Genomic DNA, 13,598 nt, shown 5'->3' with positions numbered 1-13,598 from the left:
AAGGGATGAATCATGAAGGGTGAAGAACTGATTAAGAACGAAATTTCAACGTTGCGCCATCACATTCGCATCGTTTTAGCTGTCTTCTTGGCCTTTCTTGTCGGTGCTGCAGTCGTCATGGCCAGCACGTTGCCAAACTCTTGGTACCAAAACCGTTTGGCGAAAGCGACGCACACGAACGCCGCGGGGATGGCAACCGTTTCGCCGATTGGCTATGTCTCAAACGAGAAGGCCAAGAAGGCCTTTGATGACATGAAAGATTCTGTGGTGACGGTCCAGAACCTGCAGAAGTCCGCTTCTTTGTCTGAAGGGGCCGACGCCTTTGACAACCAGAACAAGAAGTCCGAAGCAAATGATTACGAAACGGCTTCCGAAGGTTCTGGTGTCGTGGTCGACATCAACAAGGACTCCGTTGATATCGTGACAAACGCCCACGTGATTCAAAATTCCGCTTCCATTCAGGTGATTGATGCAAACGGGGACAAGGTAACCGCCAAAGTGATCCGCGCCGATCAAAGCCAGGACTTGGCCTTGATTCGTGTTCAGTCGACGGCCTTTAAGAAAGCGGCGACCTTTGCAAACTCCGATAACGTGAAAACGGGACAGTCCGTCATGGCACTGGGTTCACCACTGGGTGCGGCCTACCAGTCAACGATGACCAAGGGAATCGTTTCATCTGCCAAAAGAAGCCTCACGGCAGCTGAGACCAATAACCGAAAGGTGACGGTCATTCAGACCGATGCCGCTATCAACCAGGGAAACTCTGGTGGTGCTTTGATTAACGAATCCGGCCAAGTGGTTGGAATTGCCTCATCGAAGATCACGGCTTCGGCTCAAAACACAAACGTCGAGGGGATGGGCTTTGCCATTCCATCAAACCAAGTGCTGGCTTTCATCGGTCGGTAACGAATACTAAAAAAGCGGCTGCTTCAATTCGAAGCAACCGCTTTTTAGTATTTGTTAAAATAGATGTTATTAAGAAAGTGTACCTTGGTACCATTCTTCAATTTGCTTTGGTGTGATTCGTTCACCGTGACCGATTTGGTCAACCTTTTTACCGTCTTCGAACAAGACGAAGGTTGGAATACCCTTCAAACCATGATCGGCGGCCCAGTCGAGGTTTTCATCACGATCGGCGTCCATCCAGTTGGATGACTTGGTGATTTCTTCCTTCAATCCTTCAACGAAAGGCTTGATGATCTTGCAATCGCCACACCATTCCGTGGACATGAAGACCAAGTTACGGCCGGGTTGTTTGATGAATTCGGCCAATTGTTCGTTTGTGTGTGATTCCGGTTTGTACATCATAGCACCTCCAATTGACTTCAATTTTAACACAGAAGTGAAAATTGGTCGAGTTGCTTTACGTTTAATAAGAAAGGAAAGTGTCAATGGCTGACTATCGAATAAAAAGTAGTGACATCAAGGATTTAGACGGTTATTCTTTGGAACTGACACTTGCCAAAGTCCAAAACGTCCTTGAAAATGGTCTGGACCATAAGCAAGAAAAGGCGGCCTTTTTGTCCTTGGTGAACCAAGGAGAGTCGCGCGCGGATTTTGATGAACTGTTAGAAGCAGCCTCGAAGCTGCAACTCCATTACCAAAAGCCGGTGCTCGTTCACTTACGGGCGGGAGACGTTGCCCGCGATGCGCTGGATTCTTTTGTAAAACGGGCAAGGCAGCTTGGACTCGTCAATTTCCTTGTTATTAGCGGGGATAAACAACGCTTAGCAAACGGTTTTTCCACCGCCGTGGAACTGATGGCTGCCCTGCGTGAAGAGGCGGGGGATGACTTGGTCTTAGCCTCGACGATCGACGTTAACCCTGGCGCTTCAAAAACAGTTCTGACGAGTATCGAAAAGCTGAACGAAAAGGCCCAGGCGGGTGCTGATTGGTTCATTACTCAGATTTTCTTTGATGACGAACTACTGATGGAAATTGAAAAAGAGTCTGCGGGACGCTTTGTTCTTGTTCCAGGGGTGGTTGATTCCTTGAGTGACAAGACGATGAATTGGATTGAAAAAAGGCTTGCCATCAACGTACCGGAAGAATGTAAAGTCGATCAAAAGGTCTTTCTTGACCAACAGGTAAAGGTTCTAGAAGAAAAAGGTTTCACTTTCTTCCACCACTTTGGAATGAATTAAATAAAAAAGAAAAAGCGACTCCTTTGAGGCTGGTATAAAAGCCTTTCTAGGGTCTTTTTTTATTCAAATAAAAGGCGTACAATAGGGACTTATCAAGATAAAAAAACGGGAGAGAAACCATGTTTCGTAACCTTAAACGTGTCATTATCGGAAAACCATTGAAGAGTTCGGAAGCCGCTGGACAGTCTTTGACTAAGTCAAAGGCCCTTGCCCTGCTTTCTTCCGACGCCCTGTCATCAGTGGCCTATGGAACCGAATCAATCACCTCTGTATTGATTGCGGCTGGGGCTGTCGCCTTGTGGTTGCAGTTACCAATCGCCCTCATCATTATGGTCTTGTTGGCGGCCATCGTTTTGTCGTACCGTCAAATCATCAAAGCTTATCCAAACGGTGGTGGAGCCTACACGGTTGCCAGCCAAAACTGGGGTGCCAAGGCCGGCTTGGTTGCTGGTGGATCGCTGCTCGTCGATTACATGTTGACGGTTGCCGTTTCCGCGTCAGCCGCCGCCGATGCCATCACGGCTGCCATTCCAGCGCTCTACAGCTTTGCGGTACCGTTGTCACTGGTGACCATCCTGGTTTTGACGGCCCTGAACCTCCGCGGTTTGCGTGAATCCGCCAACTTCTTGATGGTGCCGATTTACTTCTTTATCGTGGTCATGTTCATCACGATTGCCTTTGGACTTTTCCAGGCCGCAACGGGTGCCATCCCTGCGCACCAAGCTGCTAAGATTGGAACGGACTTCTCAGGTCTTTCCATCATCTTCTTCCTGCGCGCCCTGTCATCCGGTTCATCTTCATTGACCGGTGTCGAGGCCATCTCAAACGCGGTGCCAAACTTCAAGGAGCCAAAGGAGAAGCATGCGGCTACGACTTTGACGATGATGGCTGGAATCCTGGCCTTCTTCTTCCTGGGTATCACGTTCCTTTCATACTGGTACGGCATCCAACCAAACGCTCACTCAACGGTGCTTTCCCAAGTCGCCGCCGTGACCTTTGGTGGACACAACATCTTCTTCTACCTCGTGCAATTGGCCACGGCCTTGATTTTGGCCGTCGCTGCCAACACGGGATTCTCAGCCTTCCCAGTCTTGGCCGTTAACTTGGCCAAGGACAAGTACCTGCCACACCTTTACTTGGACCGTGGTGACCGCTTGGGTTACTCCAACGGTATTTTGTCTTTGTCTATCGGTGCCATGATTTTGACGGTGGTCTTCCACGGTTCAACGGACAACTTGATTCCGTTGTACGCCGTCGGTGTTTTCGTGCCATTCACACTTTCACAGTCCGGTATGATCATCCACTGGTTCCGCAACCGTCACGATGAACGCGCTTGGTGGTTTAAGTCCATCATCAACTTCATCGGTGCTGCGATGTCAGCCGCCCTCGTGGTCGTCTTGTTCATCACGCGTTTGACGCACGTATGGCCTTACTTGATCATCATGCCTTTGGTTCTGGCGCTCTTCTTCAAGATTCACCGCCACTACGAAGCCATCGCCCGTCAACTGCGCTTGCAGTACGTGAACAACGTCGAATCCGTTCGTCACGAATACGATGGTTCAACGGCGATCGTCTTGGTTTCCAACCTGACTCGTGTGACGTCTGAAGCTGTCGATTACGCTCAATCAATCGCTACCAAAGTCGTCGCCATGCACGTCTCATTCGATGAGAACCCTGGCCGCGAAGCGAAGATCCAGGCGCAGTTCAAGGAAGACTTTGGCGACGTTCGCTACGTGGACGTGCACACGTCTTACCGTTCGATTGTGAAGCCGGTTGTCGGCTTCGTAAAGAAGGTTTCCAAGCAATCTGAGAAGGTCAACCACTCTGTCACGGTCATCATTCCTCAGTTCGTGCCAAAGAAGCCTTGGCAAAACATTTTACACAACCAATCATCCTTCCGTTTGCGCGCCGCGCTTTCCGGAATGGATAACATTTCAATCTCCACTTACTACTACCACTTGTCAGAGTAAGCAAGGAATCAAAAAGACCGCAGCGTTGGCTGCGGTCTTTTTATGTTTTTAAGAAGTTGCTGTCGCTCTGCGACAATAACAAGGAAAACTAAAAAACGGGCAACCATCTCGCTTTAGCAGGCCGATGATGGTTATCCGTTGACATTATCACTTGCCACCGTTAACGCGGCGTTGTCCGATTAGAGATTTTCGCGAATCTCTTTTCGTACATAGTTTAGCACGGCTGGCAATTTTTGCAAAAAATTCTGGTCGTTTAGGACAAGCAAAAAGCCCGCACCCTCGGTGCGGACTTTTTCAGTTGATTAAAATGTTTCGGCTTGAATTGGTTCGAGCTTCTTGAACCAGTCCACTTCCGGATACTTACGTTCCAAAGCCGTGGCGAGCACGCGCTTGGCCAAGTTTCCGTTACGGGTAAAGATTGGGCCGTGGAAGTAAGAACCGTACACGTTGTGGTAGATCACCCCTTCGCTCTGGTCCATTCCGTTGTTACCCTGACCCTGCGTCACCGTTCCGAGGGCCTTTTCGCCCTTTCCTAAGAACGTGCGACCCTGGTGGTTTTCGAAGCCGTGGTAGGTCTCGCCGGTTTCGTTGTTATTGATGACGATGTCACCGGTCAAACGCTTACCCTTTTCGGCCTGCACTTCTTCGTTTGTCATGTTGGTGGTGTAGTGGTCCATGACCCCAATCCCATCAACACGCTGACCGTCGGCCATTTCCATGTAGTGACCGAGCAGCTGGAAGCCACCACAGACGGCCAAGAGGGGACCGTCGTTTTCGATGTACTTCTTCAGGCTGTCCTTCTTTTGAACAAGGTCTTTTGCCACGATGGTTTCTTCGTAATCCTGACCACCACCGAAGAGGACAAAGTCGAACGCGTCCGCGTCGAAGTCGTCATTCAAGGAAATCAACTGATCGTCGATTTCAACGCCGATTTGCTTGGCGTAGTAGCGCAGTGCGATGATGTTACCATAATCGCCGTAGGTGTTCATTAAGTCACCGTAGAGGTGTGCTAAATTCAACTTGTATTCCGTCATTAGAACTCCTCCTTGATGTAACCCTTGTCCATCAAAACGGCACGCACTTGAAGCATGGCCGTGTAGGTAGCGGCAAGGTAAACCTTCTTGGTTGGGGCTTCTTCGATGGCATCGATGATCTGTTCCGTCTTTGGGAAGGTCTCATTGATGTCGTAGCCGGCCATCTTCAAACGCACCGTGATGTCCTTGTAGCGTTCACCACCGGTCATCACCGCTTGCATGTTGGAATCGTGCAGGCGTTCAAACTCGGCGTCCCAGATCCAGGACGTGTCGATTCCGTCGGCGTAGTTGGCGTTTAGCATGGCCAGGAAGGTGAACGGATCCTTTTCCGTTTCCATCATGTCGATGACCGTGTTCGTACCAACCGGGTTTTTGATCAACAGAATCGTGAGTTCCTTGTCGCCAATCTTTAGTGATTCCTGGCGACCGAAGATTTGCTTGTTTTCTTCGAAGGCCGTCTTGATTTGTTCCGGCGTCACCGCGAAGGCCTTACCAACCGTGTAGGCGGCGAGGGCGTTGTAGATGTTGTACAAACCACCGATGGCGATTTCGTACGGGTTGCCGTCGATTGAGAAAGCGGATGACTTTGGCGTGAGTTCGGCCAAATCCGTCACCGCGACGTCCAAAGCTGGGCGGGCGAAGTCGTCCGTCGTTGAGAAGTACTTTCCAAGGTTGGCATAGGTGATGAAGTTATAGTGCAACACGGAGTTGTCCGTTGGGCTCAGGATGCCATCCGTGTTGTTGGGCGCCTTCATGTCCTTGTAGTCGGCTTCCTTCACGTGGTCGAATCCAAAGTAGAGTCGCTTGTTTTTAAAAGTCCCACGCGCGAGAATTGGCGAATCGGCGTTCATAATCACAGTCGCGTCGGGCGCCTCGTTAATACCGTTAATGATTTTGTCGTAGGTCGTGTAGATTTCACCGTAGCGATCCATCTGATCGCGGAACAGGTTGGACAACACGAAGTACTTTGGCTTGATGGCCTTTGTTAGTGACAAGACGTTTGCTTCGTCCACTTCCAAGACGGCGATGGGCTTCTTACCGTTTGGTGACGGTTCGACCTTCGTTGTCAAAAGCGTACCGGCAACTCCCTGCACCATGTTTGAACCGGAAGGGTTCGTGATGACGGAGTAGCCCCCGGCCTTCAAAATACGTGTGATGAGGGCGGTTGTCAGCGTCTTCCCGTTCGTTCCAGTGACGACAACGAGGTCGAAGTCGGCTTGGACGGATGACAAGACGTCGGGGTCAATGGTAACGGCCAGTTTACCTGGCAATGATGTACCGCCTCGCTTCAAAATATCGTGCAAGACGAAGTGAGATGATTGGGCCGTGAACTTGGCCAACTGGCTTTTCAATGACATGAAACGCCCTCCTTTTCTAATCACTTATTTTAACACGACTCTAAGCAATTTTGACAAATTGGTCTGGCCCATCGTAAAGGCCTCTAAAAATTGCTATAATAGATTGGTATATTAAGGAAGAGTGGGGTGGACTTTTTTGGCACAGTTGTACTTTGAATACGGAGCAATGGGCTCCGGTAAATCAATCGAAATTTTAAAAGTCGCCCATAATTATGAATCTCAAGGAAAGCACGTCTTATTGTTGACGCCCTTGATTAACGACCGTGACGGCGAAGGCATGATTGCTTCTCGCATCGGTTTGAAACGTCCGGCCCGTGTCATCGAACCGGACACTGATTTGTTTTCAATGATCAAAAAGGAAGTGGAACACTTCGACTTGGCGGCCGTCTTGGTTGATGAGGCCCAGTTCTTGTCAAAGGACCAGGTGGACCAGTTGGCCTACGTGGTGGATTTTCTCAACAAGCCGGTTATGACTTTTGGCCTGAAACAAGACGCCTTCAACGAATTGTTTGAAGGGTCAAAGCGCCTCTTTGAAATGGCTGACAAGTTGGTCGAAATGAAGACCATCTGTTCATTCTGTGGACGCAAAGCCACGACGCAGTTGCGTTTTGCTGACGGAAAGCCCCAGTACGAAGGGGCACAAATCCAAATTGGTGGGGACGAAGCTTACAAGCCAACCTGTCGCTACCACTGGTTCCACCCTGACATGAACATGGTGGATAACGAGAAGGAGTAAGAAATGGATCCAATTTTTGCACAAATTCAATCCGTTGTAGACCGCTACGACGAATTAAACCAAATGCTTGCGGACCCCGAAGTGATGGGGGATTCCCAAAACTATATGAAGCTCTCAAAGGAAGCCGGTTCCATCCGTGAAACGGTGGAAACGTACCTCCACTACAAGGACGTGGTTTCTGGCATCGAAGACGCCGAAGAAATGCTTTCAGACGACGAAATGGGTGAATTGGCCAAGGAAGACTTGGCCAACTTGAAGCCAGAACGTGAAGAACTGGAAGAAAAGTTGAAGGTCATGATGCTTCCAAAGGATGAAAACGATGATAAGAACATCATCATGGAAATCCGTGGAGCGGCCGGTGGGGATGAATCTTCCCTCTTTGCGGCTGACCTTTTGGGCATGTACCGTCGCTACGCCGAAAACCAGGGCTGGACCCTTCAAATCATCGATGAAACAACGACGGAAGTCGGTGGTTACAAGGAAGTCGCTGCCATGATTACTGGTGACAAGGTCTACTCTAAGTTGAAGTTCGAATCCGGTGCTCACCGTGTGCAACGAGTGCCTGCCACTGAAACGCAGGGCCGTGTTCACACGTCAACGGCGACGGTTGGAATCATGCCTGAATTCGAAGAAGTCGACGAAAACGGTTTGATCGATCCAAAGGACGTTCGTGAAGACGTTTACCGTGCCTCTGGTGCCGGTGGACAGCACGTTAACAAGACGTCATCTGCCATTCGTTTGACCCACGAACCAACGGGGATCACGGTGGCCATGCAGGACGAACGTTCCCAGCAGCAAAACCGTGCGAAGGCATGGAAGGTCTTGAACGCCCGTGTTTACGACCACTTCGCCCAAGAAAACGAAGCGGAATACGCCGAAGCGCGTAAGACGGCTGTCGGTTCCGGTGCCCGTTCCGAACGTATCCGTACCTACAACTACCCACAAAACCGTGTAACGGACCACCGCATCGGGTTGACGTTAAACAAGTTGGACCGCATTATCGGTGGTGACCTTGGTGAAATCATCGACGCCTTGGTTCTTGAAGAACAGACAGCGAAGTTGGCTGCCTTGAACGAGCAATAGCATGGCAGACGAAGACGAAAAGCGTTCGCTTGCCGCCTTAAACGAGAACGGCAAGGGCCGATTCCAACGTCAAGTTGGTCGTTCAAGTCGGGCTTCTGCGAAGAATCCGTCAATTTCACTTTTGGAAGCGCGTAAGTGGGCCTTGGCCGAACTGGTCGCGGCCGGTAAGGATGAAGGCGAAGCCCTCGATAACTTGGATTTCTTGTTAACGGGTGCCTTAAAAGTCAACTACGGCATGCTTCGCGCCAACTTAACGCGTGTAATGCCGGACTGGCTTTCCGCCCGCTGGCCTAGTTGGGTTGCGGCCTTGGTCAAGGACCGACCCGCTCAGTACATCATCGGTGAAGCACCCTTTTATGGGCGCGACTTTCTCGTTGACGAACGCGTGTTGATTCCGCGTCCCGAAACCGAGCTCCTGGTCGACTGGGTCTTAAACGATTTGAAGAAGCAACCGGTCTTGGCTGAAAAACCAACGCTTTTGGACGTTGGGACCGGTTCTGGGGCCATCGCCTTGACTTTGGCTGCTGAACGGCCAGAATTAAAGGTGACGGCGGCTGACATTTCACGTCCGGCCCTCGCCATTGCCTTTGAAAACCGAAAGAAGTTTGGTTTGGCTGAACGCGTGACCTTGGAAGAGTCCGATTTGTTTGCGACTTTTTCAGGGCAACGCTTTGACGTGATTGTCTCCAACCCGCCTTACATCCGCGAGGATGCTCAAGACGAGATGGACGACTCAGTGGTGGCCTACGAACCCGATTTGGCGCTGTATGCCAAAAACGAGGGGCTCGCGCTATACGAAAAGATGGCCGTGCAGCTCGCCGACCACTTGACCGAAAACGGCCGGGCCTACTTTGAGATTGGCTACGACCAGGGCGACAAGCTCAAAAAGATTTTTAAAGAGGCATTACCAACTGCTGAGGTGGATGTGAAACAGGACCTGGCAGGTTTAGATCGAATGATTCGGGTAAAAGTTCATGGAAACGAAACACTTTAACAATCAAAATACGGATATCGAAGCAGCGGCTAAGTTACTTCAGCAAGGCGAAGTTGTCGGCTTTCCAACCGAAACCGTTTACGGTTTAGGGGCGGATGCGACAAACGACGAAGCGGTGAAGAAGGTCTTTGCCGCCAAGGGGCGTCCGGCGGACAACCCGTTGATTATGACGGTCGGCAATATCGTCCAGCTTACGCCCTACGTCGAAATTTCAGACAAGGCCAAGTCCTTGATGACGGCCTTCTGGCCCGGTTCTTTGACCATCATTCTTCCGATTAAGGAAGGCCAAGTCTCAATGCTTGTGACCGGTGGTTTGCAAACCGCAGCCGTTCGAATGCCGGCAAACGAAGTGACGCGGACGCTGATTAAGGAAGCGGGATTCCCAATTGTTGGCCCTTCCGCCAACCTGTCTGGTAAGCCGTCACCGACGACCGCTGCGCACGTGCAACACGATATGGATGGCAAAGTCGCCGGCATCATCGACGACGGGCCGACCCAGGTTGGTGTGGAATCAACCGTCATCGATATGACGGCGAAAACGCCGACGATTCTTCGAACGGGAGCGGTCAGTCAGGAAGACTTGGCTAAGGTTCTCGGCGAAGAAGTGGTGGACGGAACCAGCAAGAAGGCCTTGGCCGCCGATCAAACGCCAAAGGCACCGGGAATGAAGTACCGTCATTACGCACCGGACAAGGACGTCTTCGTCTTTGACCCGTTGGATTGGTTCGATCTCCAAGAAGTTTTGACGGAACATGACGCGGTCATGGCAGACGAAGACTTGTTGAAGAATTTGAAGGATAAAAAGCAGCCTTCCTGGTCGCTGGGACACAACTTGAACCAAGCCTCCGAGAATTTGTTTGCCGGCTTGCGCTACTTTGATGACGAGCAAAAGATTGATAGAATTTACGTGCAATCGATGCCCGACATGGGCTTGGGAAAAGCGTACAATAACAGACTTGCAAAAGCGTCCGGCGGGCGATTGTTTCAAGGGTTAGACCGCGATTAGGTCTTGCTATTTTGTAAGCGCTTTGATAAACTAAAGTCGTTGGTAAGACTTTTCCAAAAAGGAGAAAAAACATGGCAGAAACAAAAGAGTTTAACATCATTTCAGAAACGGGTATTCACGCCCGCCCAGCAACTTTGCTTGTCCAAGCAGCATCAAAGTTTAACGCTGAAGTCACGCTTTCATACCAAGGTAAGGAAGTTAACTTGAAGTCAATCATGGGTGTGATGTCACTCGGTGTTGGTCATGGTGCCGACGTTACGATTAAGGCAGACGGCGACGACGCCAAGGATGCCATCCACGCTGTTTCAACAGTGATGCGTAACGAAGGTTTGGCTAAGTAATCAAAGTGATTCTTAGAACATAAATTAAGCCGCATGCAGCGGCTTTTTTATTTGAATCGGACTTTTCTTTTAGTAAAATAAAGAAAAGTAGACGTTTTGTAGGAGGGTCCATGAAAGTCCTTGCAATTGATACCAGTAACCAACCGCTCTTAGTGGCGTTGGCAAAAGACGGTGACATCTTGTCATCCGTTCAAACGAATCAACCTAAAAACCACTCCGTGGATCTCTTGCCCGCAGTGAAAAACCTGCTTGCAAAAGAAGGCTGGACCCTGCAAGACCTTGACCAAATCGCCATTGCCAAAGGGCCTGGTTCCTTTACCGGTCTGCGAATTGGGGTGACGGTCGGCAAAGTCCTGGCCGACACTTTGGACAAGCCGCTGCTGGCCATTTCGTCTTTGAAGGCCTTGGCCCGCCAAGTTCAGTTGGCGAACTGGGCAGTGAAGAAGGCGGACACGGATTTGGGTATGGACACGCCCTTTGTTCACAAGTCAAAGGACTCCTTGGTGCTCGCCCTCTTTGATGCCCGTAACGACAACGTCTTTGCTGGTGCCTACCTTGGCGATGAAACAGTCCTAGAAGACGGTCACTACCCAATTGACGAAGTGCTTGATCTCGTGGCTCAGGTCGGCGAATCAGTCATCGTGGTGGGGGATGGTAGCCACTTCAAGGAAGCCATCGAAGAAGAACTGTCTCGTCTATCACCAATCATCCTGTCAGAAGACGAATCACTGCCTGACGGAACCGGATTGGTCGATTTGGCCAAGACGGTCAAGCCAGTCGAAGACGTTGCCAACTTAACACCCTCTTATTTGAGAAAGACACAGGCGGAACTGAACTGGGAAAAGAACCAGGCAGGAAAGCCTCTGGACAAGCCTTATGTTTTTGAAGTTTAAAAGTAAAAAGAAGAAAAAGAAGAAAAAGAAGGAAAAGCCGGTTGCGCAAACCTTGATAAACTTCCCCAGTGAGCGCTTCGAAGCGAACGGGGACGTGCTCACACTTCGGTTAGCCACGGTTTCGGATATTCCAGGGTTAGTCGCCATCCAAGAGGCCGTTTACAATGGGTACGCGCCGTGGGTCGCCCGCGACTTTTACCACGAATTGACCCAGGAAGAAGACCGACTTTACTTGGTCGCCGTAAAGCGTGATCAGGTGATTGGCTTCATCGCCTTAGTGCGTCGTGAGCAAGTGCCGGATTTGCACATTGCAAACCTCGCCGTCTTACCCGTTTGGCAGGGGCGTCAGGTCGGTTCTTACATGATTAACACGGCGAAGGCTGTGGCCTGGGAAATCGGACTTCCAATGCTTTCCCTGGAAGCCCGCCGTTCGAACACGGGGGCTTTGGCACTCTATGACCGCCTCGGTTTCCGAGTGCAAGACGTGATTGAGAAGTACTACGTCGATAATAAAGAAGACGCAATTTCAATGGTGCAAGATCTTGAAGCTTAGAAGTGCAACACAATCCGACGCGAATCAGATTTACATGATTGCAAAGACAGCCTTTCAACGGAACCTGCTTCCGATGGAACTGCTCGAACAGCACTTGGCGGCCGACCGTGTTCACTACCTGATTAACGAAGAGCAAACGGCCTTTCTGTCCTACACGAAGTTCTTTGATGAAGCCGAACTCGACCTGATTGCTGTTCAACCCGGCCTTCAGGGGCAGGGGCTGGGCCAAGCGGTTTTGGAAGAATGGCTGAAGAACCTTGGCTCTTGTCGGGTGTTATTGGAAGTGGCCGAAAACAACATTCGCGCACGCAACTTGTATTTGAAGTTTGGCTTTAGTGCCTACCACGAACGAAAGAACTACTACCCCGATGGGCAGACCGCGATTTTAATGGAGAAAAAGCAATGACGACAATAATTGCATTTGAATCTAGTGCTGATGAAACGTCAGTGGCGATTGTAAAGGACGGCAAGACCGTTCTTTCAAACGCCGTCGCAACCCAAATCAACTCCCACCAGCGCTTCGGCGGAATCGTTCCGGAAGTGGCTTCCCGCCACCACCTGGAATGGATCACGAAGACCTTGGACATCGCCTTGGACGAGGCGGGGATTGCTGTTGATGATATTGACGCCGTCGCCGTGACTTATGGGCCGGGCTTAGTTGGCTCTCTTTTGGTTGGTTTGATGGGGGCGAAGACCTTTGCCTTGGCTCACGACCTGCCAATCATTCCAGTGAACCACTTGGCAGGACACATCGCCGCCGCCAACTTCAACGAACCCATCGAGTACCCAGCTTTGGCCTTGATGGTTTCCGGTGGTCACACCGAACTCGTCTTGATGGAAAAGCAGAACTCCTTTGAGATTTTGGGTGAAACCTACGATGACGCCGCGGGTGAGTCCTACGACAAGGTTGGACGCTTGATGAACCTGAACTACCCGGCCGGAAAAGCCATCGACGAACTGGCCGCCAAGGGGGAAGTGACGATCAAGTTCCCACAAGCCATGGCCCGCGAATCTGGCTATGACTTCTCCTTCTCTGGTTTGAAGTCCGCTGTGATTAATCAGGTACACAACGCTGAACAGCGTGGTGAAGACATCGACAAGGCCGACCTTGCCGCTTCCTTCCAAGCAGCGGTTATCAAGGCTTTGATTGACCGGACGGACCGCGCCTTGTGCGACTTCCCGGTGAAGTCCTTTGTGCTGGCTGGTGGGGTCGCCGCCAATTCCGGCTTGCGCGCTGCCTTAACGGACTTGTTGAACAAGTTCCCGGAGACAAACTTTATCCCCGTGCCGAAGCAATACACCGGCGATAACGCCGCGATGATTGGTGCTGCCGGTTACTGGAACTATGAAGACGGCGTTTTCGCCGACCTCGATTTGAATACACGGCCCGGGTTGGACTTTGCCCTCCGTAAAAAAGATTAAACAAAAACAGGGCAAATGCCCTGTTTTTTTATATAATTTAAGACCGTGTATTTTTAAGAGAATG

15 protein-coding genes are annotated in these 13,598 nt (G+C 50.6%); 12 read left to right on the top strand and 3 right to left on the bottom strand.

Going from position 1 to position 13,598, the window contains the following annotated elements; all coding sequences use genetic code 11:
• The first annotated feature begins 12 nt into the window (after positions 1-12).
• The gene (locus tag NFX39_RS02635) at positions 13-906 is read left to right on the top strand and encodes a S1C family serine protease (RefSeq protein ID WP_252442740.1); all 894 of its coding nucleotides are present in this window, start codon (positions 13-15) and stop codon (positions 904-906) included.
• A 69-nt stretch (positions 907-975) separates the two neighbouring features.
• Here the strand turns inward: NFX39_RS02635 and NFX39_RS02630 are convergent, their stop codons facing one another.
• Positions 976-1,305: a thioredoxin family protein gene (locus NFX39_RS02630; protein WP_252443024.1), complete on the bottom strand. Its 330-nt coding sequence runs from the start codon at positions 1,303-1,305 to the stop codon at positions 976-978.
• Between the two features lie 86 nt (positions 1,306-1,391).
• Here NFX39_RS02630 and NFX39_RS02625 point away from each other — a divergent pair, with 86 nt between their 5' ends.
• On the top strand, positions 1,392-2,144 hold the full coding sequence (locus tag NFX39_RS02625) for a methylenetetrahydrofolate reductase (RefSeq protein WP_252442739.1): 753 nt from the start codon (positions 1,392-1,394) through the stop codon (positions 2,142-2,144).
• Between the two features lie 119 nt (positions 2,145-2,263).
• A complete protein-coding gene (locus NFX39_RS02620) occupies positions 2,264-4,114 on the top strand; it encodes an APC family permease (protein ID WP_252442738.1) in 1,851 nt (616 codons plus the stop codon).
• 302 nt (positions 4,115-4,416) lie between these two features.
• On the opposite strand, the gene NFX39_RS02615 is transcribed toward NFX39_RS02620, so the two are convergent.
• Both NFX39_RS02615 and NFX39_RS02610 read right to left on the bottom strand, forming a co-directional pair.
• Positions 4,417-5,148 carry a type 1 glutamine amidotransferase gene (locus NFX39_RS02615; RefSeq protein ID WP_252442737.1) on the bottom strand — a complete coding sequence of 244 codons (732 nt, stop codon included), beginning with the start codon at positions 5,146-5,148 and terminating at the stop codon, positions 4,417-4,419.
• Positions 5,148-6,506: a Mur ligase family protein gene (locus tag NFX39_RS02610; protein ID WP_252442736.1), complete on the bottom strand. Its 1,359-nt coding sequence runs from the start codon at positions 6,504-6,506 to the stop codon at positions 5,148-5,150. The genes NFX39_RS02615 and NFX39_RS02610 overlap by 1 nt, the downstream gene beginning before the upstream one ends.
• 136 nt (positions 6,507-6,642) lie before the next feature.
• Between NFX39_RS02610 and NFX39_RS02605 the strand changes: the two genes are divergently transcribed.
• The 9 genes from NFX39_RS02605 to tsaD all read left to right on the top strand — a co-directional run bounded on the left by NFX39_RS02605 (position 6,643) and on the right by tsaD (position 13,534).
• Positions 6,643-7,242 (top strand): thymidine kinase, encoded by a 600-nt coding sequence (locus NFX39_RS02605; protein ID WP_252443022.1) that lies wholly within the window; start codon positions 6,643-6,645, stop codon positions 7,240-7,242.
• Between the two features lie 3 nt (positions 7,243-7,245).
• Positions 7,246-8,325: a peptide chain release factor 1 gene (gene prfA / locus NFX39_RS02600; protein ID WP_252442734.1), complete on the top strand. Its 1,080-nt coding sequence runs from the start codon at positions 7,246-7,248 to the stop codon at positions 8,323-8,325.
• Position 8,326: 1 nt separating this feature from the next.
• Positions 8,327-9,319 (top strand): peptide chain release factor N(5)-glutamine methyltransferase, encoded by a 993-nt coding sequence (prmC, locus tag NFX39_RS02595; RefSeq protein ID WP_252442732.1) that lies wholly within the window; start codon positions 8,327-8,329, stop codon positions 9,317-9,319.
• A complete protein-coding gene (locus tag NFX39_RS02590; protein ID WP_252442730.1) occupies positions 9,300-10,325 on the top strand; it encodes an L-threonylcarbamoyladenylate synthase in 1,026 nt (341 codons plus the stop codon). The genes prmC and NFX39_RS02590 overlap by 20 nt, the downstream gene beginning before the upstream one ends.
• A 71-nt stretch (positions 10,326-10,396) precedes the next feature.
• Positions 10,397-10,666 (top strand): phosphocarrier protein HPr, encoded by a 270-nt coding sequence (locus NFX39_RS02585; protein ID WP_252442728.1) that lies wholly within the window; start codon positions 10,397-10,399, stop codon positions 10,664-10,666.
• A gap of 110 nt (positions 10,667-10,776) precedes the next feature.
• Positions 10,777-11,559, top strand: a complete 783-nt coding sequence (gene tsaB, locus NFX39_RS02580) for a tRNA (adenosine(37)-N6)-threonylcarbamoyltransferase complex dimerization subunit type 1 TsaB (RefSeq protein WP_252442726.1) — start codon at positions 10,777-10,779, stop codon at positions 11,557-11,559.
• Positions 11,543-12,112 carry a ribosomal protein S18-alanine N-acetyltransferase gene (rimI, locus tag NFX39_RS02575; protein ID WP_252442724.1) on the top strand — a complete coding sequence of 190 codons (570 nt, stop codon included), beginning with the start codon at positions 11,543-11,545 and terminating at the stop codon, positions 12,110-12,112. The genes tsaB and rimI overlap by 17 nt, the downstream gene beginning before the upstream one ends.
• Positions 12,102-12,518, top strand: a complete 417-nt coding sequence (locus NFX39_RS02570) for a GNAT family N-acetyltransferase (RefSeq protein WP_252442722.1) — start codon at positions 12,102-12,104, stop codon at positions 12,516-12,518. Before rimI ends, NFX39_RS02570 begins: the two co-directional genes overlap by 11 nt.
• Positions 12,515-13,534, top strand: coding sequence for a tRNA (adenosine(37)-N6)-threonylcarbamoyltransferase complex transferase subunit TsaD (gene tsaD, locus NFX39_RS02565; protein ID WP_252442720.1), 1,020 nt, complete (start codon positions 12,515-12,517; stop codon positions 13,532-13,534). Before NFX39_RS02570 ends, tsaD begins: the two co-directional genes overlap by 4 nt.
• Positions 13,535-13,598 lie beyond the last annotated feature (64 nt).

Origin of the sequence: Fructobacillus apis (assembly GCF_023893635.1) — a bacterium.
GTDB lineage: Bacteria > Bacillota > Bacilli > Lactobacillales > Lactobacillaceae > Fructobacillus > Fructobacillus apis.
Note: the sequence above shows the minus strand (reverse complement) of the source record. Positions and strands in the feature narration are given on the sequence as shown.

Bases quoted from the DNA above. Each gene is read 5' to 3' on its own strand.
- NFX39_RS02635 (WP_252442740.1), top strand. From the start codon at position 13: ATGAAGGGTGAAGAACTGATTAAGAACGAAATTTCAACGTTGCGCCAT.
- NFX39_RS02630 (WP_252443024.1), bottom strand. From the start codon at position 1,305: ATGTACAAACCGGAATCACACACAAACGAACAATTGGCCGAATTCATC.
- NFX39_RS02625 (WP_252442739.1), top strand. From the start codon at position 1,392: ATGGCTGACTATCGAATAAAAAGTAGTGACATCAAGGATTTAGACGGT.
- NFX39_RS02620 (WP_252442738.1), top strand. From the start codon at position 2,264: ATGTTTCGTAACCTTAAACGTGTCATTATCGGAAAACCATTGAAGAGT.
- NFX39_RS02615 (WP_252442737.1), bottom strand. From the start codon at position 5,148: ATGACGGAATACAAGTTGAATTTAGCACACCTCTACGGTGACTTAATG.
- NFX39_RS02610 (WP_252442736.1), bottom strand. From the start codon at position 6,506: ATGTCATTGAAAAGCCAGTTGGCCAAGTTCACGGCCCAATCATCTCAC.
- prfA (WP_252442734.1), top strand. From the start codon at position 7,246: ATGGATCCAATTTTTGCACAAATTCAATCCGTTGTAGACCGCTACGAC.
- prmC (WP_252442732.1), top strand. From the start codon at position 8,327: ATGGCAGACGAAGACGAAAAGCGTTCGCTTGCCGCCTTAAACGAGAAC.
- NFX39_RS02590 (WP_252442730.1), top strand. From the start codon at position 9,300: ATGGAAACGAAACACTTTAACAATCAAAATACGGATATCGAAGCAGCG.
- NFX39_RS02585 (WP_252442728.1), top strand. From the start codon at position 10,397: ATGGCAGAAACAAAAGAGTTTAACATCATTTCAGAAACGGGTATTCAC.
- tsaB (WP_252442726.1), top strand. From the start codon at position 10,777: ATGAAAGTCCTTGCAATTGATACCAGTAACCAACCGCTCTTAGTGGCG.
- rimI (WP_252442724.1), top strand. From the start codon at position 11,543: ATGTTTTTGAAGTTTAAAAGTAAAAAGAAGAAAAAGAAGAAAAAGAAG.
- tsaD (WP_252442720.1), top strand. From the start codon at position 12,515: ATGACGACAATAATTGCATTTGAATCTAGTGCTGATGAAACGTCAGTG.